This window comes from Kitasatospora purpeofusca (assembly GCF_034043715.1).
In the GTDB taxonomy this organism is placed as follows: Bacteria; Actinomycetota; Actinomycetes; order Streptomycetales; family Streptomycetaceae; genus Kitasatospora; species Kitasatospora purpeofusca_A.
On record NZ_JAXCLC010000008.1, the window covers coordinates 17,918 to 37,825 of the forward strand.

The 19,908-nt window shown below is 70.9% G+C and carries 18 protein-coding genes; 4 read left to right on the top strand and 14 right to left on the bottom strand.

The window, feature by feature from the left end:
• Positions 1 to 62: 62 nt before the first annotated feature.
• The 3 genes from SM793_RS06210 to SM793_RS06220 all read right to left on the bottom strand — a co-directional run bounded on the left by SM793_RS06210 (position 63) and on the right by SM793_RS06220 (position 2,789).
• Positions 63 to 884 carry a protein phosphatase 2C domain-containing protein gene (locus tag SM793_RS06210; protein WP_320437001.1) on the bottom strand — a complete coding sequence of 274 codons (822 nt, stop codon included), beginning with the start codon at positions 882 to 884 and terminating at the stop codon, positions 63 to 65.
• 325 nt (positions 885 to 1,209) lie between these two features.
• The gene (locus SM793_RS06215) at positions 1,210 to 1,833 is read right to left on the bottom strand and encodes a TIGR03086 family metal-binding protein (RefSeq protein WP_320437002.1); all 624 of its coding nucleotides are present in this window, start codon (positions 1,831 to 1,833) and stop codon (positions 1,210 to 1,212) included.
• Positions 1,830 to 2,789 carry an alpha/beta hydrolase gene (locus SM793_RS06220; RefSeq protein WP_320437003.1) on the bottom strand — a complete coding sequence of 320 codons (960 nt, stop codon included), beginning with the start codon at positions 2,787 to 2,789 and terminating at the stop codon, positions 1,830 to 1,832. The genes SM793_RS06215 and SM793_RS06220 overlap by 4 nt, the downstream gene beginning before the upstream one ends.
• 152 nt (positions 2,790 to 2,941) lie before the next feature.
• Between SM793_RS06220 and SM793_RS06225 the strand changes: the two genes are divergently transcribed.
• Complete coding sequence (locus SM793_RS06225) at positions 2,942 to 3,586, top strand: TetR/AcrR family transcriptional regulator (protein WP_320437004.1); 645 nt, start codon at positions 2,942 to 2,944, stop codon at positions 3,584 to 3,586.
• Between the two features lie 39 nt (positions 3,587 to 3,625).
• Here the strand turns inward: SM793_RS06225 and SM793_RS06230 are convergent, their stop codons facing one another.
• The 4 genes from SM793_RS06230 to SM793_RS06245 all read right to left on the bottom strand — a co-directional run bounded on the left by SM793_RS06230 (position 3,626) and on the right by SM793_RS06245 (position 7,463).
• Complete coding sequence (locus SM793_RS06230) at positions 3,626 to 4,966, bottom strand: amidase (protein ID WP_320437005.1); 1,341 nt, start codon at positions 4,964 to 4,966, stop codon at positions 3,626 to 3,628.
• A 49-nt stretch (positions 4,967 to 5,015) separates the two neighbouring features.
• On the bottom strand, positions 5,016 to 5,291 hold the full coding sequence (locus SM793_RS06235) for a hypothetical protein (protein WP_320437006.1): 276 nt from the start codon (positions 5,289 to 5,291) through the stop codon (positions 5,016 to 5,018).
• A gap of 94 nt (positions 5,292 to 5,385) precedes the next feature.
• Positions 5,386 to 6,486, bottom strand: a complete 1,101-nt coding sequence (gene alc, locus SM793_RS06240) for an allantoicase (RefSeq protein ID WP_320437007.1) — start codon at positions 6,484 to 6,486, stop codon at positions 5,386 to 5,388.
• A gap of 59 nt (positions 6,487 to 6,545) precedes the next feature.
• Positions 6,546 to 7,463 carry a LysR family transcriptional regulator gene (locus tag SM793_RS06245; RefSeq protein WP_413815887.1) on the bottom strand — a complete coding sequence of 306 codons (918 nt, stop codon included), beginning with the start codon at positions 7,461 to 7,463 and terminating at the stop codon, positions 6,546 to 6,548.
• 171 nt (positions 7,464 to 7,634) lie between these two features.
• On the opposite strand from SM793_RS06245, the gene SM793_RS06250 reads away from it, so the two are divergent.
• Positions 7,635 to 8,585, top strand: a complete 951-nt coding sequence (locus tag SM793_RS06250; protein WP_320437008.1) for an LAETG motif-containing sortase-dependent surface protein — start codon at positions 7,635 to 7,637, stop codon at positions 8,583 to 8,585.
• 103 nt (positions 8,586 to 8,688) lie between these two features.
• Positions 8,689 to 9,759 carry a hypothetical protein gene (locus tag SM793_RS06255; RefSeq protein ID WP_320437009.1) on the top strand — a complete coding sequence of 357 codons (1,071 nt, stop codon included), beginning with the start codon at positions 8,689 to 8,691 and terminating at the stop codon, positions 9,757 to 9,759.
• A 520-nt stretch (positions 9,760 to 10,279) separates the two neighbouring features.
• Here the strand turns inward: SM793_RS06255 and SM793_RS06260 are convergent.
• From SM793_RS06260 to SM793_RS06290, 7 genes are all read right to left on the bottom strand, one after another.
• Positions 10,280 to 11,065: a DUF6339 family protein gene (locus SM793_RS06260; RefSeq protein ID WP_320437010.1), complete on the bottom strand. Its 786-nt coding sequence runs from the start codon at positions 11,063 to 11,065 to the stop codon at positions 10,280 to 10,282.
• The gene (locus SM793_RS06265; protein WP_320437011.1) at positions 11,062 to 11,988 is read right to left on the bottom strand and encodes a hypothetical protein; all 927 of its coding nucleotides are present in this window, start codon (positions 11,986 to 11,988) and stop codon (positions 11,062 to 11,064) included. Before SM793_RS06265 ends, SM793_RS06260 begins: the two co-directional genes overlap by 4 nt.
• Positions 11,985 to 13,847: a hypothetical protein gene (locus SM793_RS06270; RefSeq protein ID WP_320437012.1), complete on the bottom strand. Its 1,863-nt coding sequence runs from the start codon at positions 13,845 to 13,847 to the stop codon at positions 11,985 to 11,987. The genes SM793_RS06265 and SM793_RS06270 overlap by 4 nt, the downstream gene beginning before the upstream one ends.
• A 104-nt stretch (positions 13,848 to 13,951) precedes the next feature.
• On the bottom strand, positions 13,952 to 14,977 hold the full coding sequence (locus tag SM793_RS06275; protein WP_320437013.1) for a PD-(D/E)XK motif protein: 1,026 nt from the start codon (positions 14,975 to 14,977) through the stop codon (positions 13,952 to 13,954).
• Positions 14,974 to 17,622: a Z1 domain-containing protein gene (locus tag SM793_RS06280; RefSeq protein ID WP_320437014.1), complete on the bottom strand. Its 2,649-nt coding sequence runs from the start codon at positions 17,620 to 17,622 to the stop codon at positions 14,974 to 14,976. The genes SM793_RS06275 and SM793_RS06280 overlap by 4 nt, the downstream gene beginning before the upstream one ends.
• A 103-nt stretch (positions 17,623 to 17,725) precedes the next feature.
• On the bottom strand, positions 17,726 to 18,097 hold the full coding sequence (locus SM793_RS06285) for a very short patch repair endonuclease (protein ID WP_413815888.1): 372 nt from the start codon (positions 18,095 to 18,097) through the stop codon (positions 17,726 to 17,728).
• Positions 18,098 to 19,147: 1,050 nt separating this feature from the next.
• Positions 19,148 to 19,501 (bottom strand): hypothetical protein, encoded by a 354-nt coding sequence (locus tag SM793_RS06290; RefSeq protein WP_320437015.1) that lies wholly within the window; start codon positions 19,499 to 19,501, stop codon positions 19,148 to 19,150.
• Between SM793_RS06290 and SM793_RS06295 the strand changes: the two genes are divergently transcribed.
• Positions 19,476 to 19,859 (top strand): hypothetical protein, encoded by a 384-nt coding sequence (locus SM793_RS06295; protein ID WP_320437016.1) that lies wholly within the window; start codon positions 19,476 to 19,478, stop codon positions 19,857 to 19,859. The genes SM793_RS06290 and SM793_RS06295 overlap by 26 nt on opposite strands.
• The last annotated feature ends 49 nt before the right edge of the window (positions 19,860 to 19,908 follow it).

The window sequence follows — 19,908 nt, forward strand, 5'->3', positions numbered from 1 at the left end:
CGGCGCGTCCTCAGGGCGCGTACTCAGGGAACGTCCTCAGGGAATGTCCTCAACGGCGCGCCCTACAGCAGGGCGTAGAGGGCCGAGGCGTCGTCGTGGGCCTTGCCGCGCGGCCAGCGTTCGCAGCTGGCGTCGGCGCGTTCGACCGCGCGGACCTGGGCGATCAGCTCGGCCGGGCCGGACTCGCCGAGCAGGCGCAGGGCGTCGCCCCAGCTGCCGAGGCCGAAGCGGTCGGTGAAGCGGGCCGCGCCGTCGGAGAGGGCGGCCACGGCGCGCAGGCCGGCCAGCGGGACGAGGCCGGTCTCGGCGTGGGCGGCGGCCTTGGGGCTGGCGGCGGCGATCCAGGGGCCGGTGCCGGAGTTCCGGGCGGCGCGGACGGCCAGCGTGTACTCCAGGTGCAGGGCGGCCCGTTCGGCGGAGCCGGGCACCGTCGACCAGACCTGTCGGCGCAGCTCCTCCCCGCCGGGGAAGCGCTGGTTGTCGCCGATCACCCGGGGCGGGCCGTCGGCCGGTTCCAGCACCAGCAGGGAGTCGCCGAGCACCAGGTACTCCAGCGAGGCGCCGTGCCGACGGGCGGCGACCACCATCGCGGCGGGTGTGTTGGGGTGGGCGAGGTCGCAGCGGCCGCCGTGCAGGGCGGCTGTCTCCGCGATGGCGTCGGCCAGGCACTCGGCGATCGAACGGTCCGGGCGGTCGGTGAGCCGGGCCAGCAGGTGCACCCCGAGTCTGCGGACGTACCAGGCGGTGCCGTGGCGGCAGCCGGACTCCAGGCCGGTCGGTGAACTCGAACCGTCGAGGAGGACGAGCGCCTCGGAGGTGGCCGCCGCGAAGTCCTCGCTCTCGCGGTCGGGCCGTCGCGCTTCCCCTGCGAGCTGTACCTGCATCCCGACAGTGTGCGGGCGGGGTGCGGCGCGCGCCCAGACCCGTGCACGCGACCTGCCGCGCGCCCCCGGTGGCAGCGCCGGCGATCCGGCCATACCGTCGGAGCAGGAGTGGACATTTCGGCCAATCGGGGCAGTCCGGGTTTGGGATCACCTTCGGGGGATCCTCACCCCCGGCGCTGACGAGGGCGAGGAGCGAGAGATGTTCTGGCAGTTCATCGTGCTGTTGGTCGCGACGATCGGCTTTCCGACCGCCACCCTGCTGTTCCTGATCGGCGGACCGCGCTTCCCTGACGAGCGGCGCGACGACCGCTGACCGGGAGCGCGTTCAGCGGACGGCCGCGGGCCAGGACGGGTCGCGGCCCAGCAGGGCGAGCGCGCGGTCGAACGGCCCGGTCCCGGCCGGGACCGTCCGGACGGCGGCGAACGCCCGCCCGGGCCCGCGGTCCGGGGCGGTGGCCGGGACCGCCCCGGCCGCCGTGAGCAGCGCCCCGACCAGCGGCGGTTCGGCCTCCACCGCCGCCACCAGCCGGGCCGGCGAGCCCAGCGCGGCCGCCACGTCCCAGGCGTGCACCAGGGTGTCCAGCAGCTGGAAGCCGATCGCCCGGTCGAGCGGGAACGGCCCGCCGTCGCCGATCTCCGGCAGGTACAGCGGGGCGGGCTCCGCCGCCGCGCCGGCGGTGGCGAACGCGGCGGTCAGCCGCTCGGCCGACTGCCGGAACGCGCCCGCCGGATCGCCGTGGACCGGCACGTCGCGCCAGTGCGCCCGGTCCGCCCCGGCGCCGAGGGCGGCCGCGGCGAAGCCGCGGTGCTGCCCCACCACGTGCTCCAGCAGCCACCGCAGCGGCCGGCCGGCGCACGGCGTCGCCAGCACCAGTTGCTCCGGCTGCACGGTGTCCACCACGGCGCCGGCCAACTCCAGGGCGCGGGTGTGCAGTTCGAGGATTCTCATACCGCGCCCACCGCCGTCCCCGCGCCGCCGACGGACCGGCGGGCGGGGACGGCCCCCGGCCCTGGCACGGCCCCCCGACCGTCCACGGTCCGGCGACCTGGCACGGTCCCGGCGGCCAGGAAGCCCGTCACCTGGTCGAGCACGGTCGGCTCGGTGAGGATCCGGCGGTGGCCGAGACCCCGGGTGGCCAGCAGTTCCAGGCGCCCCCCGTACGCCGCCCGGAGCCGGCGGGCGTGCGAGAACGGGACCACGTCGTCGTCCTCGTCGTGCGCGACCAGGATCGGCGGCGTGATCTCCCCGGGGTTGCGGGCGGCGTCGAAGTGGGTGCGGACGTCCGCCACCCCGGGGAACATCGCGCCGCTCGCCTCCCGGCGGCGCAACTCCCTCTCCACGGTGGCGTTCAGGCCCAGCCGGTCGCAGAACGCGGCCGGCAGCCAGGAGAGTTCGGAGGCGCCGGAGAAGGCGACCAGCCGCTCCGCCCGCAGGCCCTCGCGCAGCGCCAGGAAGGCCGCGTTGACGCCCAGCGAGTGGGCGACCACCGCCTCGAAGTCGCCGTACCGCTCCTGGAGCCGCAGCGCGACGGCGCGGTGGTCCAGCACGGTGGCGGTGCGCCCGCCGGAGTCGCCGTGCCCGGGGGCGTCGTAGCCGACCGCGGTCAGGCCGAGCGCGCGCAGCCGGAGCACCAGGTCCGCGAAGCGGGAGGCCCGGGAGCGCCAGCCGTGCATCAGCAGGACGGGCCGGGTGCCGTCGCCCCAGCGGTGGACGACCACCCGCACGCCCCCGTGCCGGAGCGTCCCGGTCTCGGCCCGGTCGTGGACCTCGCGCTCGCCGGGGCGGACCCGGCTGCGGCGCAAGGGGTGGCGGTAGAGCTCGAACGCGGCCCGGCCGGCGAGCCCGGGGGCGGCCAGCGAGGCGGTGTTCAGGGCGGTGCGGATCAGTGCGACGGCCGGGTCCATGCGGAACTCCTGTGGATGCCGAGGGGCGGGAGCCGAACTCGCCGAGATATTAGCACGATCGTTCGTGCTTTTTTCAGGTCGGACAGTGTTCCCCGCTACCCTGGCCACACGGACGGAAAGGCCGGGAAACGGCCGGAGGACTGGGGTGAGCGGTGGCCGGATCGACCACGGACGGACGGGTGCTGCGCGGCGAGGAGACCCGTCGGACGGTCCTGCGCCGGGCCGTCGGAATCGCCTCGGTCGAGGGGCTGGACGCGCTGTCGATCGGCCGGCTCGCCACCGACCTCGGCCTCAGCAAGAGCGGGGTCTTCGCCGGCTTCGGCTCCAAGGAGGAGCTCCAGCTCGCCACCGTGCGGGCCGCCCGGCGGATCTTCGCCGACGCGGTACTCGGACCGGTCCGCGACGAGCCCCCCGGCCTGCGCAAGGTCCGGCTGCTCTGCGAGTCCTGGCTCGCCTACTCGCGCGCCCGGGTCTTCCCCGGCGGCTGCTTCTTCTACGAGGTCAACGCCGAGTACGACGCCCGGCCCGGCCCGCTGCGCGACGTCCTCGCCGCCAACTCGCGGGAGTGGCACGCCACCGTGCTCGGCCTGGTCACCGAGGCCCTCGGCACCGGCGAGCTGCGGCCCGACGCCGACCCGGAGGACATCGCCTTCACCCTGATCGCCCTGCTGGAGAACGCCAACCCGCAGGCCCTGCTGCTCGACGACGACACCCCGTACGACCGGGCCCACCGCGCCGTGCTGCGCCGACTGCGCTCCGACGCCACCGACCCGGACGGGCCCGCGTTCACGCCCTGAGGCGCGGCACCCCGGTACTCCGGTGCCCTCGCTCCCGGCTCAGGCGCCGTCCAGCACCCGTTCCAGCACGGCCGCCAGCGCCAGCAGCCGCTCGTCCGCCCCGGCCTCGCCGACCACCTGGAGGCCGAGCGGCAGGCCCGCCGCCGTCACCCCGGCCGGCAGGCTGAGCGCGGGCAGGCCCGCGAAGCTCCAGGGCAGTGACATCACCGCGCTGCCGGTGCTGTCCAGCCCGAGCGGGGCCGGGCCGGTCGCCGACGGGGCCAGCAGCAGGTCCACCCCGGCCCGCTCCCGCCGCTCGGCGAGCCGCTCCCGGAAGGCCGTCCGGGCGCGCAGTGCGGCCGCGTGGTCGGCCGGGTCGACGGTCCGCCCGTGCCGGATGCTCGCCGACGTCTCCGGCCGGTAGAGCTCGCCGAAGCGGGCGAACCAGTCCGTGTGGCTCGCGGCGATCTCGAAGCGGTTGACCGTCTGTGCCTGCCGCTCCAACTCGTCGAAGTCCGGCAGCAGATCGAGTCTGCGGACCGTCAGCCCGCGCGCGGCCAGCAGGGCCAGCTGCCGGTCGAACGCCTGCCGCGCCTCCGGCCCGGCCCGGTCCAGGTACGGGCCCACCGGCACCCCGAGCACGGGCGCCCCGCCCGCCCACACCCCGCCGGTCGCGCCGTCGCCCGGCCCGGCCGCGCGGTCCCAGTCGTCGCAGAGCAGCGGGGCGGCCAGCGCGGCGCCCGCCAGATCGGCGGTGAACAGGCCCACGGTGTCGAAGCTCGGCGCGTTCGGGATCACACCCGCCGTCGGGATCCGCCCGAAGGTCGGCCGGAAACCCACCACACCGCAGTAGGCGGCCGGTCGGACCACGGAGCCGATCGTCTGGGTGCCGATCGCCAACGGCACCAGTCCGGCCGCGACCGCCGCCGCCGAACCGCTGCTGGAGCCGCCCGGGGTGTGCTCGGGGCGGTGCGGATTACGGGTCCGGCCGGGCGCGCTGCCCGCGAACTCGGCGGTCACCGTCTTGCCCGCGACCAGCGCCCCGGCCGCCCGCAGCCGGTCCACCACGGTGGCCTGCGGCCCGGCCAGGACGCCCGGGGGCAGCACCGAACCGCCGTGCGTGGGCAGGCCGTCGACGTGCACGATGTCCTTGATCCCGACGGCCACCCCGTACAGCGGCGGCGCCTGCGCCGGGTCGGGATGGCGGGCGGCCAGCGCCCGGGCCTCGGCCTGCAGCCGGTCGGCCCGGCCGGGTTCGGGGACGAAGGCGTGGATCAGCGGGTCCAGCTGGTCGATCCGGGCGCAGAGCCGGTCGACGTGGACGGCCGGGGTCGGTACGCCGGCCCGCAGCGCGGCGGCCTCACGGACGAGCGAGCGCGGCCGGACCAGGGACTTGTCCATGGCGCCCACGGTATCCCCGGCCCGCGCCGGACCGCGCCGCCGCCCCGGGTCAGCCCGTCGGCCAGCCGGCGCCCGGCTGCTCGCCGGGAGGTGCCGGCCGGTGCTCGTCCCCGAGGTAGGGGGACTCGCGCAGGACGTACGCGCCGCAGGTGTGGCAGCAGGTTTCGGCGGTGTGCCCCCAGTCCGTCGCCTCCCGGGCGGGTGCCGCCGCGTCGATCTCCCGCCCGCACATCGCCGCGTCCTCGCCGCCTCGGACCATGTGCCACAGCCGCACCCCGGCGGACGCGCCGCCGGCGCCGAACTCGGCCCGCATCTGGTGCATCATGCCCCCATCGTCCGGCGGGGCGCCGGACCCGGCAAACGGAGCGTGGCCCGCCGGGCGGCCCCGGTTCGGACCGGGGCCGCCGGACGGGACCGGGTCAGACCAGCCCGCCGTACAGCCGGAGCCGGGCGATCCCGCCGTCCGGGAAGACGTCCAGCCGGACGTGGGTGGCCGGGCGCGGGGCGTCGACCACCAGCCGGTGCACGGCGTCCGGCTGGAGCCGGGTGCGTGGCACCAGTTCGAACCAGGCCTCGGGGTCGGTGCCCCGCTCGTCGCGTCCCGACAGCGCCGCCCAGCCGGCCGCGTTGCCGACGTAGTAGCCGGTGTCGATCTCCACCGCCCGGATCGCGCCCCGCCCGGCCAGCCGCAGCCGGACCCAGTCGTGGCCGGTGTCCCGGCGCCGCCGGTTCTCCCAACCGTCGCCCATCGCCGTGGACTTGCCGGGCAGGGCGAGGTTGACCGGGGAGGAGAAGAAGCGGTCCGAGGCGTCCTCGACGGCGCCCCCGTTCTCGACCGCAGCCAGGTCGAAGGTGCCCAGCGCGGCCAGCCAGACCGGATCCGGCCGGGCCTCGCCGTGCACCCGGAACCGCGCGATGCCACCATCAGGGAACTGACTGAGCCTCAGATGGGTGAAGCGGCGGCACTCGGCGACGGCGAAGCCGTTGGCGGCGTGGCCCCGCACCGGCGAGCGGGGGACCAGCGGATGCCACTCGGTGGCAGGGTCCAGCAACTCCTCCGGGCCCGGGGTGTCCGGGAGTTCGGCGCCCTCGACGCCGATCCGCCGCGGATAGTTGCCGCGGAAGTGCGCGGTGTCGACGACCACGCCGTGCACGACTCCCGGCACGCCCAGGCGGATCAGCGCCCAGTCGTGGTCCCCGGCGGCCGGGTGCGGATCCCCGGCCCCGGCGCCGCGCCGCCGCCGGGTCTCCCAACCGTCCATGATCTGGCCCTTGTTGCCGAAGGTGTGCGGGCGGAACTCGGCCGCGCCCGGCAGCAGCAGGTTCTCCCGCTCGGCGAACAGCTCGTCGTTGGCGGCGACGACCGCGCCGCCCAATCGGCGGTCGGCGAGGTCGACCAGGCCGGTGAAGGGGAACTCGGCGGCGCGGTAGTCGGCGTAGGGGTTGCCGCCCCCGTACGGCGGGGCGTCGGCGTCGGACAGCTGGTCGGGGCGGGGGCCTGGGTTCCGTTCGGTGGTCATGCTTCCACCCTCACGCCGGGCGACCGCTCAGGTCCATCACAAAGAACTGCGCGAATCGTTCACTCAGACTGAACGGTTCCGGCGACGGCCGCCAGCTCCGCCAGCACCCGCCGCAGTGGGGGCGTCCGCTCCGTACCGGCCCGGACCGCCGCCACCACCCGGCGGGTCGGCAGGTCCGCCGGCAGCGCCCGGACGACCGCCGCGCCGCCCCGCCCCGCCGAGGCCAGCCGGGGCACCAGCGCCACCCCCAGCCCGGCCGCCACCATCGCCAGGATCGCCGCCCAGTCGGCGGCGGTGTGCGCCCGCTCCGGGACGAAACCGGCCTGGGCGCAGGCCGCCGTGGTGATCTCCCGCCAGGGCCCGGCCGCGCCGTAGATCCACGGCTCCGCCGCGAGGTCCGCCAACCGCAGCCCCGGCGCCCCGGCCAGCGGGTGGCCCGGCGGCAGCGCGACGTCCAAGGGGTCGCTGAGCAGCGCCGTTTCGACGAATCCGGGGCCCCGGCCGACCGGTCCGACGGCCAGCGACAGCGCCAGGTCGACGTCCCCCGCCGCCAGCAGCCGGACCGCCTCGTCCGCCTCGGCCTCCACCACCCGCACGGTCAGCTGCGGCGCGGCCTCGCGCAGCCGGGCCACCGCCGGGACGAGCAGCCCGGTGATAGCGGTGGCGAAGGCCCCCACCCTGACCTCGCCCGCCTCACCGTGCAGATAGCCCGCCAGCTCGGCCTCGGCACGCTCGAGCCGGCCGAACACCACGGCCGCGTGACGCAGCACCAGCCGGGCCGCCGGGGTCAGTCGCACCCGTCGGCCGTAGGGCTCCAGCATCGGCGCGCCCAGCTGCCGGGCCAGCGCCGAGATCTGCTGCGAGACCGCCGAGGGCGACAGATGGAGCCGCTCGGCCGCCGCCGTCACCGTCCCGCACTCGTCGACCGCCCGCAGCACCCGCAGCCGCCTCAGGTCCCACTCGCCCACCGCACCCATCGCGCCAGGGTAGGCCGTCGCCTCCACCGCCGCCGATCGCCTTCCGGGCCCCCGGGCCGGACGCTTCGCCCACCCTCCGATATGGTGCCGCTCCTGCGGCGCGCCGGTGATCACATCAAGGCGCCAAGTCGCCCATATCCGGACAGATTTCATCAAGCTGGAGCCAAGACCGTGCGCACTTCCCGCCTTCTGGCCGCGTCCACGCTGATCGCGCTTTCCCTCGGCGCGACGGTCGGCACGGCCACCGCCGGCGCCGCCGCCGTGTCGCCCGCCCCGTCCACGGCGGCCCCCACGACGGCAACCCCGAGCGGCTCCCCGAGCACCGGCGGCACGCCCACGGCGCCCACCTCGCCGAACGCCTCCACCTCGCCGTCGGCGAGCACCGCACCGAAGCCGACCAACCTCCCCACGCCCCCGGCACCCACATTCACGAACCGCTGCCAGGGCGGCGTCCACGGGGGTGACAACCTCAAGATCACCGGCACCGGCCTCTGGGGAACCACCCTGGTCAAGGGCGGACCGGCCCAGGAGGTCCAGGTGACCTTCGAGAACACCACCGGCGTGGACCTCGCCAAGTTCTCGTCCAGCATCTACATCACCGACAACGGGAACGAGCGTCCGCTGGACTGGCGGACCGACTTCTTCACCGTCCAGCTCCGGCTGCCCGGATCGGACTGGAAGCCGGCCGAACTGGTAGACCGCGCCATCAACACCGGGACCCACCGGATCGCCAAGGGCGAGAAGCTCACCATCCAGTTCCGGATCGCTGCCAACACCGCCCCCGTCGGCGACTACGGCGGCAACCTGGGCGGTGGCTCCGAGGCCTTCGACAACACGCCGGACCTCCCCAAGCCCGCTTCCACCCTGCCGAACAGCTGCACCCACTACGGCAACTACTACGAGGGCGGCTTCAAGGTGGCCGACAAGTCCTCCTCCACCACCGCCGCCGCCATCCCCCCGAAGACGACGGCCTCCCCGTCCGCGGCGAGCGGTCCGCACCTGGCCGACACCGGCTCCAGCTCCACCACCCTGCCGATCGCCCTCGGCGGTGCCGCCGTGCTCGCGGCCGGGGCCGGGACGCTGTTCGTGCTGCGCCGCCGCAAGGCCGGCGCGCACAGCTGACACACCACCGCCGGAACGCCCGAAGGGTCCGTACAACCGTGCGGACCCTTCGAACGTCCCCCATGCGCAAGCGGTTTCGTCCGACCTTCACCGGAGCTCCCCTGTGCGCACTTCCCGCCTGGCGGCCACCGCCACCTTGTTCGTGCTGACCGGCGGCGCGCTGGCCGGCGGAACCACCGTGGCGGCCGCCGCCGACGGCAGCCCGTCGCCCTCGGCGAGCGCCACGGCCGAGCCGACAGCGACCGCCACCACCACGGCAGCGGCCACGGCCACCACCGGCGAGCCCACCCCGACCGCCACCACCCCCGCAACGCCGTCGGCCACCGACACGCCCTCGGCCACCGCGACCGCGACCGCGACCTATCCGGCCCCCGGCACCGCGACCGCCACCCCTTCCGCCACCTCGACCCTGCCCGCCGGCTGCGAGTCCGAGTACCAGGTGACGATGCCGACCCACGCCGTGCCGACCGAGGCGACGCTGGTCAGGAGCGGCCCGCCGCAGAACCTCGCCTTCTCCTTCTACAACAGCAGCGACGCGGTGCTGACGGACTTCCGGATCACCTACCGGATCGAGGGCCCGCAGGGCAGCGCCCCGTTCAAGCCCCTGGTCAGGATCCAGGGCGGCCCCTTCACCCCGGTCGAGCCGAACGACGGCACCGGGACGACCGCCATCGGCTCCTTCCGGGTCCCGGCGCACGAGATGATCACCGCCGAGCTGCGGTTCGCCGACGAGCCGGCGACGGCGGCCGGGGACTACGCCGTCACCGTCGTCGGCTCCTCGGAGGTGCTCCCGTACGGGGTGGGCCCGGTCAATGTGAAGTACCGCTGCAACCGGCTGCTCGGCTCGCTCACCAGCAGGCTCACCGTCGTGGACCGCGCCCCGGTCACCACCGCCCCGCCCGCGAGCGCCTCCCCGACCGCGTCGGCGACACCCACCACGAGCACCTCCCCGACCGCGTCGCCCTCACCCTCCGCCACCACCGCGGGCACCACCCCCGGGACCACCGGCGGCGACCCGACCGGCCCCCGGCTGGCCGGCACCGGCGCGAGCGCCGGCAATGTGCCGCTCGCCGTCACCGGCGGCATGGCCGTCGCCCTCGGCCTCGCCGCCGTCGTCGTCGCCCGCCGCCGCCACCGGGCCGCCACCGCCACGGCCACCACCACCCGCGACTGACCCCGGCCCGGGCCCGCCCGCCCCGGCTACGAGGCCCGGCGCAGCAGTGCCCCGTCCTGCCACTTGAGGACCGATTGACCGGCATGGCGCGGTGACCTGCGAGTTTGCCGCCAGAACGCCGCTGACCTGGGCGAACGACCTTCGGTGGTTGACACTGGTCAGCGGCGTTTTTGGCCCCCATGCGACCCAGATATGCCCTTCAGGGCGCCTCCCCCGCCGGAGCGGGGGCGACCTGACATGACGGCTTCTCACCCGCTCGCGGCGGTCAGCGGCTGGCGTCAGTCGCCACTCGGCCTGATCTGCGGATCTCGTAGGCCAACCGCCTGGCCTCCGTAGGCGCGACCACGGGTGAGTTCGACGGGCACAGCTCAAGGCGATCGAGTTTGACCACTTCTGGTCAACGCGCCCCTGAGCGCACCGCAGTCCGAGATGCTGACGCCACCGGGAGGGTGAACAACACGTCCTGTGTCCGCCGTGGACGGCAACACCTGGATAGGCGGCTGACGCAGCTCACAAGGCTTCAGCTCATCGATCGTTGCAACGCGGTCCTGCTCTCCAGCCTGAGCATGCGGACGAGGTGGTCGAGTTCCGGTTCGGCCATCGAGTCGACGTCCAGGAAAGCCGTCAAGCGCAGAAGGCGCATCAGGCATTCTCGGAGAATTCTGCGCGACGTCGCTTCGGCGCCGATGGCGCCCTGGTCGTCCCGGTGGCCGCGCACAACCGCCCGTACCAACGCTGATGACGCCGCGATGGAACCACGTCTCGCCATGATCTGATCCAGATCTGCCTCACCCAGGACGTCCAGAAGGCCGTAGGGTTCGGGGGCCGTGGGTTCATGAAGGATGTGGGCCCGTGTCCAGAGCCGAGCCAGCGAATGGCGGGTGAGGTCCGATCCTTTGAACCGGTCCGCCAAGTACCTCCGGTCGGCGTTCGCCTGCCAACGCCAGACGCAGACATCGGGAAGCAGTACCAGGGCGAGGAAGGCCCACACCTGTCGCTGTGCGGCCTCACCTGACACCATCAGACTCTGTTCATGGAGAATGCGGGCGACTCTCTGGTCGAACGCGTGCCGTTGGGCGATTCCCGGCTGCTCCGGATAGCCCTGCTCCTGAGCGACAGTCAGGATCGCGTGACGCAGATCGTCCAGCTCGTCCCTGGTGATCCGTCGCCCGCCGGTTGCTGCGAACACCGCACGCGGCGAGTGGTTGGCGACCATGGTCCCGTGCGTGCCTACTGGATGGTCGTGCAGCTCGGCGAACAGCCGGTCGGCCTCTCCGGGAAGAAGCCTCGGGTACAGGACGATCATCGTGCCGCCTCTCGGGGAAGTCCGACACCCGTCTGGACCTGTGCGCGGAACTTCGAAGGATCGCCTCGGCGCTCGTCCCTGAGTCGTTTGATCGCAAGCGCAGGTGTCTCGGTGGGATGCGCGAGGTAGGTCCGGACGAGGGCACGGACAAGGCCTGCCATGGTCAGGTCTCCCTCGACCTCCGCCACGTCCTGGTCCTCATCGAAGGCCTCATCGTCCAGAGCTCGTCCGACGAGGTCGGTGACGATGTCGATTCCGAGGGTGTCCCACAGCAAAGCAGTGGTTTCGTCCTTCTCGGCTTCGAGGGCCTTCTGGATCGCGAGGTTGTCAGTGTTGAGGAGCACCAGGAGGCTCCCCATCGCCGCCTGCTGCCAGTCGCCTCCGTCCATGCTGACGTACCACGCGGCGCCGTGTGGAAGGCCGGCCTCGGAGAAGGAGACCGGCACGGTGGGAAGCAGGCCTGCGGCCCCCTCCAAGTGCACTCGCACCTGGTCGTTCCAAAGAATCGATCCGGCCCTGTGCGGTACGAACGGTATGCCCGTGTCGACGTCTGCGGCCAGCTCGACGATGGTCTCGATGGTGAGGTAGCCGCCGAGATCGGTCCCCCTCGCGGTCATCTCCACGACAGTGACGTTCTGCCGTGAATGTATGGGAAGCCGGCTCTCGAACGCCGCGTAGCGTAGGCGAGACGTGGACGGCCAGTACCGAACACAGAGGCGGAGCGGCGCGTCGTCGGGAAGTCCGCAGTCCTCTCGGATGCCCGCCAGGTCGAGGTGTACGACGCGGGCCAGAGTAAGGTCGGTCTGATAGTCCCACGCGGGCAGCGCAGCCGGTAGAAGGGCGCCCGTCAGCTCGTCCGTGCGCCAGCGTTCGGCCTCCACGCGATTCGACGGCCGTCGGTACGGCCACGCCTGCACGCTCATACCTGCCCCGTCACGTTGATCTCGAGAACCGCATCAGGGACGGCGTTCACGATCAGCTCGACCTCGACCAGGCCGTCGGAGTGGTAGAGCACCTCGCCGGGCACGATCTCCCCGCCTGCGATCCGCCATCCGTGGATCGTCGGCTCGATTACCCCGACCGGAGAGACGCCCTCTGTGGCCCCTTCTCCCGTCACGACCTTGACATGGCCTTCGTTGCGCCCGGATCCGTGGATCCTGACCTGCTGGACCAGCACCGGGCGGCCGGCGAGGATCTCATAGCTAGGGTGGGAGACCAAGGTCGGCCTGCGCGTCGCGGTCGTGCGGCCGCCAGAGCCGCTCTTGGGCGCCTTCAGATCGCCGAAGTGGTCGCCGCCAGCTCCGGTCTGAGAGCCGTGCCAGCGCGCCTCGTCGGAGTCCGAGGTCTCGTGGTGCTCACCGGACACCGCCTCCTCCGCCGGAGTGTGCCCGGGGGTGAAGGAGGTTCCCGGCCTTGGTGCAACGTCGACGACTGCGGCGCCCGTGCCACCGGGGCCCGCGAGGAGGTGACCGAGCCGCTGCGCGACGGACCCCACCGCGAAGTCGTCGACTTTGAACGCCTTCTTGTTCGTAGCCCCGCTGATGACGTCGCAACGCTCTTTCAGACGCCGACCCAGCGTGCGCACGAAGGTCGACTCGTGCCCCTTCAACTGCTGATACGCCCAGGCGTCGTGAGTGGGCGGTTCGGAACGCGCGAAGACGGGATCGAGTTCGTCGGTGACCTTGAAGACTCCGGCATAACCGACCTGCGGGTTGGGCCGCTCAGGCCCCGAGTGGTAGCGAGTGACGAGTTCGGGCCCGCGGATCAGGCAGATGTGATGAGGCGCGCCTTCGACGCCCAGATCACGTGCAGCGGGAGACGTCACGGTCGCCCCGTAGGTGTACTCGTACGCGAAGTCGCCCAGTTCCTTTTTCGGCTTGAGGCAGTTGAGGATCTCGCCCTGACCGCCGGCCACCTTCCGGTAGGCGTCCGCGAAGAACGCGAGCGCGGCGTCGTCGGCGGGCGTCGGGACTCCGATCTGCACTCCGTTCGCGGTCACCGACACCGCCATTCGACTCGGCCGTTCTTCCAGCATGATCGGCCAGAGGTTCCAAGCCGCGGCGTCGGCCAGATAGGTACCCGCGTCGTTGGTGTTCATCTCCTCGGCTGCGTCGGTGTCCGGAAGGGTCGGGTCGGTCAGGTCCGGCTCGACGATGACCACTGTCGTCCCGGTGTCTTCTCCACCGAAGGCAGGCAGCCCCATTCGTCGTGCGACGTCGTCGGCAACCGCGTCGTGAAGTGGCTCGCAATGCTCCGCGTCAGGCGTCCCCCACCAGTGCCTGCCGGTGTAGCGCAAGCCTTCGTGCCAGAAGGACCTGCGGATCGCCGAACCGATGAAGCGGGATCGCAGGGTGCCGTCGTCATCGCGAAAACGCGTGTAGACGAACGTGCATCCCACCTTGGAAGTCAGGAAGAACGCGCCCTTCCCATAGCCGAACGTCCCGCCCGTCGAACCATGCTGTTGATCGCCGTCCCGATCCCCGCTGTTGAGGACGAAACGAAGCCACTCACGACGGGTGCTGTGTCCGGCGTCGGAGCGTGTGGGCCCACCCAGCCCGTTGGTTCCGCGGTCGGACACGGCGAGGTAGCGGATCGAGGAGGACTGGGCGAGACTTCTGAACGCGCCGTCGGCGTCGCCCGCCTGGGGCAGGCCGTTCGCGAACAGCCGTCGCCACTCTCCGATGTGTGCGGCACCGACGCTGCTCAGGTCGAGACGGAATCTGACGATCGCCTGGTCGTCGCATCGAGCGTCCCAGGAGTTCTGTGCGGCTTCTCGAACCAAGATCGTCAGGCGAGACAGTTGGGGCCTGCCCAACTGACCCAACAACCCGTCGGCCGTGATGCCTCCGTCTGCGCGGAACGGTTGTGAGTACCAAGTGTGCGCGTTCAAAGATCGGATGCCAGTCGGTTGAGAGCGACGATTCGGTCGGCTCGAGCGGGAACGTTGTCGAGATCGACGAGATACTCCATACCGCCGACACCTGCGGGTACGGCGCCGTGGGTGAAGCTGGCCGGGATGACTCTGGGGAAGGCATCACCCACTTCGTACCAACGTTCGTCCGTCGACTCGAAGCGAGTATCTGCCACAACGGCATTGGCCTCGCCGGTGATCCCCAGCGTCGCGAGCCGCGCGTCCAATAGGTCCACCGCATCGGCCTTGGCTCGACAGCATTCGACCAAGTCGAGAATCGATCTTGCCGCCTGCCCTGTGGAGACCGCGACGCGGAACCATGCGAGGTACAGGGTGCCGCCCTCCGGGGCCTCCAGCTGGTCGACGCCGTGAATGCGAACGATTCGTCCACCGGCCGCCGTGGACGCCTTGACCTCGATCGCGTGGTGAGTGCTCCGGAAGTCCTGGGCGCAGCCCGTCGGTCCCTGCCAGGCGCCAAGGGCATCGGACCTCTCGTCCAACAGGCTCTCGAGAACGACGAGTTCAGCGAAGAGACCGGCAAGTCGCGGAATGGTCCAACGGCCGGTCTGCCCCCCGAACAGGAGACGCCATGAGTTGAGGGTCTGAGCGATGCGGAACGGTGAGCCCTCCGGTTCCGCAGCCACTCTGGCACACACGTCGGCGACGAGTCCGGTGAAGACGCCGGAGAGGTCCCGGCGTCGGCAGAGGAGGTCCGCGAAGCGGACGGGCATGTCGTCCACGAGCAGCACCCGGCTGGTGAGGTGCACGCCTCCGCTGCGCCGGTCGTCGTCCAGCCGCTGGGTCGGCGAGATCGGAACGAGAAGGTGTCGCATGCCGTCGGCATCACGGCCGAGCCTGACGAGGCCATGACGCGTGGTGATCTTGAGCTCTGCGGACAGCATGAGGGCCGGAGGCCCGGACCGAGACTCATCGTCCAGCCGAGTCCACAGCAGTTCCAACGTCTCCCTCAACTGGGCGGAGACGTCCGACGTCGTGCTCACGCGCTTCCCTCTGCATCGCTGTCGAGGTCCTGGTAGAGCACGGACACGTCCTCGGAGTCGTCCTCACCGGCAGACGGGAAGACCTGGCGAAGGTCTGCGGCGACATAGTCGTACTCGACGGCCAGTTCCCTTCCTCCCTTGCTGGGGCGCGGGAAGACCAGGGCGGCGCCCCAGACGATGTCGCCGGGGGCGTCGAGCGGAGCGCGTCCTTCGATCTTCTTCTCCTCGCCGTTGTGCTTACGCACCGGGACCTCGGACCTGGCATCGATCGGGTAGAGCATGACGAGTCCACGCTCAGGCTGCTGTTGAACCCTCAGTTCCTGGAGCCGGCTTCGGTTCACAGATCCTTCACTCTGCGGGATCTTAAGGTCCAGTGCCTCGTCTCGGGAACCGGTCAGCGTCTTGATGTCCGCGACCTCGTCGGAGGCACTGGCGGCCAGACGAGTGCGGGTGACCGGCGCCACGGTGATGCCGTTCGGGAGCGACAGCGGTGTGGAATCGGCCCCTACGGCGTTCCCGATGACGCCGACGTTCCAGGATGCGAGGGCACCTGACTCGTTGCGCCTCCTGATGTACTCCACCATCAGATCCGCGGACGCGTCGACCGACTTGGGGTGGAACTGGTAGGCACCGATGAAGTCCAGCACACGGGTGAGCGGCACTTCCCGCCACAATGCTCGGCCGGGCTTCACAGTCCTGTCCACCCGGCCATCAGTGGAGGCCGCGGCCAGGAAACCGAGGACTGCGTCCGCGTTCCTCTCGTGCCACTTCAAGGCGTCATCGACGGGCAGGCAGGGGAAGTACCGGGTTTCCACGAGCTGCCCGCCGTACGATGCCGCCGTTCGGACCGCCGCACCGGCTTTGGAGGGCGCAGTGACACGCATTTTAGGGTGGCATCGGATACGCACCGCCAGCTCCAAAGGCGACTTGTGCTCCGTGAGGTACCGATCGATCTCCTTGCGCATCTCCTCCTCGACCGTGGCCAGGTGCATGAACCAGCGTCGGGTCTCGTCGGGCATGAAGATCCGAGGTAGGTCCCCGTAGCCTGGACGGTAGCCGAACCAGCGGCCCATCTGGAGAAGTGTGTCGTATACGTTCGAGGAACGCACGAAGAAGCTGACGACGAGTCCTTCGAGCGTGAGCCCGCGAGAGAGCGTGTTCCCGCCGACCGCGATGACATTTACCGGCCCGGAGTCGTAGTCGAGCCGGTCGTTGCTCCGATAGTGGTCCATCACGATCCTCGTCCTCTTGACCACACCGTCCAGATGATCGAGCACCTCGTCGAAGCCGACCGCGAGGTTTCCGAACCCCGATGGGTCGACCCGCGCAGTCTCGTCTTCCCAGAGCAGGCGAAGCTCCTCGAGCAGAGCGGTGTCTCGATCTGCGAGGCCGACGGCCACTTCCTCCTGCAGCGCTCGGAGGGGCGGCCCGTAAGAGTCGTGAACGCGGGTGTCGGAGTGTGCGTGAACCAGCATGGAGGAGTGCTGGTCCTGCTGACCCCGTGAATGCCGAGCGGCGGTGGCCAGCCAGAACCAGAGTGCTGCTCGGCGGAGAGACCTGGTGACCACCGGGGCGAAGCCTGAAGCGGCCGCCTGCTTCTTGGGCCGCAAGTCGTCGAGTTCGTCGTCCGGAATCGTCCTGATCATGTCGAGGCCACCCGGCACCTCCGCAGGATCCTCCCCGTCGAGGGGGTGACGCCCGAAGAGCGTCTCCGGCCCCTGATACTCCGCGCCCCGGGGAAGGCTCAGAATGAAGTCCCTCGGGTAGAAGTCCTCGTGGTCGAGCGGATCGCTCAGCAGATTGGCGAACGGGGTCGCCGTGTAACCCACGTAGCAGACCTTCGGCAGACGGGTAATCACATCCCTGATGAGGGGATTGATCCGGCGGGTCGCCAACGTGGCCTGGTCCGCTTCATCATCGATGATCAACGTCGGGCAGTTGCCGAGCTGTTCCTGAGCCTGCTCGAGCCAGTCACGCAGTTTGCGGAGGACGACAGCGTTCTTCTTGACCACCAGCAGCAGCCTCTGGTCCTTCGAGGCCAGAAACGACTGAGCGTTGGGAGGGGGAACGAAGTCGCGCTCCGGGCTCGTGATCTGGTGCCACAAGGGCGGATTGAGGTTAACGACGTCACGGATGAGCCGGGCCTGGGTCTGACGACGCAATGAGTTGTGGATCCCGGACAGCACGATGAACATGCGGTAGCCACGGTCCGCCGCCTTGCAGACGACGCCGGTGAAGTTGCTCGTCTTGCCGGACTGTACATGCCCCACCACGAGACCCCGTGACCGGAACGCGGGTGTGGCCGGGTGGTCGAGCATCGCGACCACCTTCGTGGACGCCTCGTCGATCTTCTGTGCCGAATCCGCCCCGAGTGCCCGCCGCAGGATGCCCTCGAAGGCCGGCCAGTTCTTGTCTTCGGCACGGGGGCCGGTGTACCAGGGAAGAGTGTTCTCGCGCCCGAGAGCCAGCGGTTCCCTCAGGCTGGCGATCCGCGTGGTCTCGACGTCGTGCCGCCGCAAAAGCTCCTCGATCACATGGTCGGGCACGAACAGGTCGCGCAGCTCCTGCGTGACCTCGTGAGGGAGTGCCGTATCCAGTCTGCTTTGGAACCGCTTCCACGCCGCCTCGATGCGCGGATCTTCCATGATCGCTCCTGCTGCCGGGAGTCGGTGATCGTGGGGCGACCTCGGTCCGACTCGACGAAGACTGGTCGGGACCACACGATAGTGAGGTGCAGTGACAAATACCTCACAGTCGCTGATCTCCGCCTGATCGCTTCCGCGCAGTGGCCTCGGCCATCACGGCGGAACGACGGCCGTACGCCTCGAGGACACGCCTCGCCGCGTCCTGGGTCTCTTCGTGCTCCCAAATGCGCACCACTTCCCAGCCGGCCTCGGCGAGCAAGCGGTCGGTCTCCGCATCGCGTTCGCCGTTCACTCGCACCTTGTCGGCCCAGTATTCGGCGTTCGTCTTGGACCGGGTGTGGTGTTCGGGGCACCCGTGCCAGAAACAACCGTCGAGGAAGACCGCGAGCCCGACCCGCGTGAAGACGAGGTCGGCCGTACGTCGAACGGCCGGCAACGGCCGGGCGGACACTCGATACCGGAGCCCCTGCCGCATGCACGGAACTCCGCAGTTTCAGTTCGGGCCGTGTATCGCGGCCCTCGTTGGAGCGCATGTTGCGTCGTACACCCTCGCTCGACGCCCACGACGCGCCGGCATCAGCCGGGTGACCCCGCTCACCCATGACGATCCCCCTCCCTGACCGAGGAGCGGCCCGCCTCATCATGAGCGCTCATCAGGACAGGCGTCCGCCGATGATCGCGCGGTTCTCCACGGAATGCAGATAGCGCCCCTTCTCCGGCTTCCAGAACGCGGTGCGAAAAATCCGAGACCCTCTCGCCGGACGGCCGATCAACGACGCTATCGATCGCCATATCCCCCGAGCAAGGAATTCAGCGAATCCACTCAAATGATCACACTGGTCGCCGCAGGTAGTCTCCCGGTCAAGCAACTCACCAGCTCAGCACACGTCCTGCACGTCACCGAACGCTGCAACTGCTCGTGCACTCCACAGCTCGATAATGAGCACGGACCGGCTGGGACAATCCGACACCGTCGCGCACTGTCCGGCACTGATGGGACTCATCCGAGGCATTTACTCGATAATCGACCGCCGGTCGATAGAAATCCAACACCCGCCCCGGGCTTCGCTCAGAGCGCGAGTTATCGGGCCTGCGGTCCACCCGACCCCGCGCCGCCCACCCAGCCGAAATCCCACGCCGCCGCTCGCCGACCGCGCTTCCCCATACCCCCGCCCGAAGGAGCCGACTCGGCGACCGTATACGACACCTGGCACTAGACCTACCCCTGCCCGACCGACCAGGAGTGCCGCGAGCACAAGGGCAAGTTCCCCACCGCCGAGCACGGCAAGGGCGAGCGCTGGCAGGTCCGCTACCGCGACCCCGAGGGCAACCAGCGCAAGGAGGACTTCGAGCTCAAGACCAAGGCCGACGACCGCGCCGCTGAGCTCAACGTCGCCATCAGGACCGGCTCGTACATCGACCCGGCCGCTGGCACGGCCACCGTGTGCGAGTACGCGGGGAAGTGGCTCGCCGTCGTGCCTGCCGGCCCGACCACACTGGAACGCCAGGAGGGCGTGATCGACAATCACATCATCTGTCCACGCGAGCACTTGAACCTGCGATTTTTCAAGCCGTCGACGGTCCAGGGGTGGGTGCGGAAGTTCCAGGACGAGGGCTTCGAGCCGTCCACCATCGGCTGGTTCGGTCGATCCTGAACCGGATACTGGACGCGGCCGTCGGTGCCATCGCCACCATCCCTTGCCGGGCCCGGTCCGTCATCTTTTCGAAGGTCGAGAAGGTGCCGGTCATTCCGTGGCCCGCGGAGCGCGTCCACGCCGTCATCGCCGGTCTGCCGCCAGCGCTTCCAGGCCGGCGGCTCGCTCGCGTTCGGCTGTGGCCTGCGCCAGGGAGAGGTGTTCGCCTTCGCGGTGGAGGACATCGACTTCGACCGTGGCGTGGTGGAGATTCGGCGTCAGATCCATTTTGTAGCCGGGAAGATGGTCTTCGCTCCGCCGAAGGGCGGCAAGGTGCGGGGGGTCCCCCTCCCCGACCGACTGGCCGGCGCGCTGAAGGCCCACATGAAGGCGTTCCCGCCGAAGCGGGTCACCCTCCCGTGGCGTACGGCCGACGGCACCGCCCACACCGTGAGCCTGCTGTTCACCGACGACGGCAACCTGATGCCGACCAGCGAGTCGCGGACCCGTTCCGCGATCGACAGGGTGCTTCCGGGTGCGGGCGCGGGGCACACCGCGCCGAAATCCGAGGGCACGTGCCCCACGTGTGCCCTGGCGACCTGATCCCTGGCTCGCATTTGCCGCGACCTGGGCCCCGATAGCGACCGTTCGT

Bases quoted from the DNA above. Each gene is read 5' to 3' on its own strand.
- SM793_RS06210 (WP_320437001.1), bottom strand. From the start codon at position 884: ATGCAGGTACAGCTCGCAGGGGAAGCGCGACGGCCCGACCGCGAGAGC.
- SM793_RS06215 (WP_320437002.1), bottom strand. From the start codon at position 1,833: ATGAGAATCCTCGAACTGCACACCCGCGCCCTGGAGTTGGCCGGCGCC.
- SM793_RS06220 (WP_320437003.1), bottom strand. From the start codon at position 2,789: ATGGACCCGGCCGTCGCACTGATCCGCACCGCCCTGAACACCGCCTCG.
- SM793_RS06230 (WP_320437005.1), bottom strand. From the start codon at position 4,966: ATGGACAAGTCCCTGGTCCGGCCGCGCTCGCTCGTCCGTGAGGCCGCC.
- SM793_RS06235 (WP_320437006.1), bottom strand. From the start codon at position 5,291: ATGATGCACCAGATGCGGGCCGAGTTCGGCGCCGGCGGCGCGTCCGCC.
- alc (WP_320437007.1), bottom strand. From the start codon at position 6,486: ATGACCACCGAACGGAACCCAGGCCCCCGCCCCGACCAGCTGTCCGAC.
- SM793_RS06245 (WP_413815887.1), bottom strand. From the start codon at position 7,463: ATGGGTGCGGTGGGCGAGTGGGACCTGAGGCGGCTGCGGGTGCTGCGG.
- SM793_RS06260 (WP_320437010.1), bottom strand. From the start codon at position 11,065: ATGATCGTCCTGTACCCGAGGCTTCTTCCCGGAGAGGCCGACCGGCTG.
- SM793_RS06265 (WP_320437011.1), bottom strand. From the start codon at position 11,988: ATGAGCGTGCAGGCGTGGCCGTACCGACGGCCGTCGAATCGCGTGGAG.
- SM793_RS06280 (WP_320437014.1), bottom strand. From the start codon at position 17,622: ATGGAAGATCCGCGCATCGAGGCGGCGTGGAAGCGGTTCCAAAGCAGA.
- SM793_RS06285 (WP_413815888.1), bottom strand. From the start codon at position 18,097: ATGCGGCAGGGGCTCCGGTATCGAGTGTCCGCCCGGCCGTTGCCGGCC.
- SM793_RS06290 (WP_320437015.1), bottom strand. From the start codon at position 19,501: ATGTCCTCCACCGCGAAGGCGAACACCTCTCCCTGGCGCAGGCCACAG.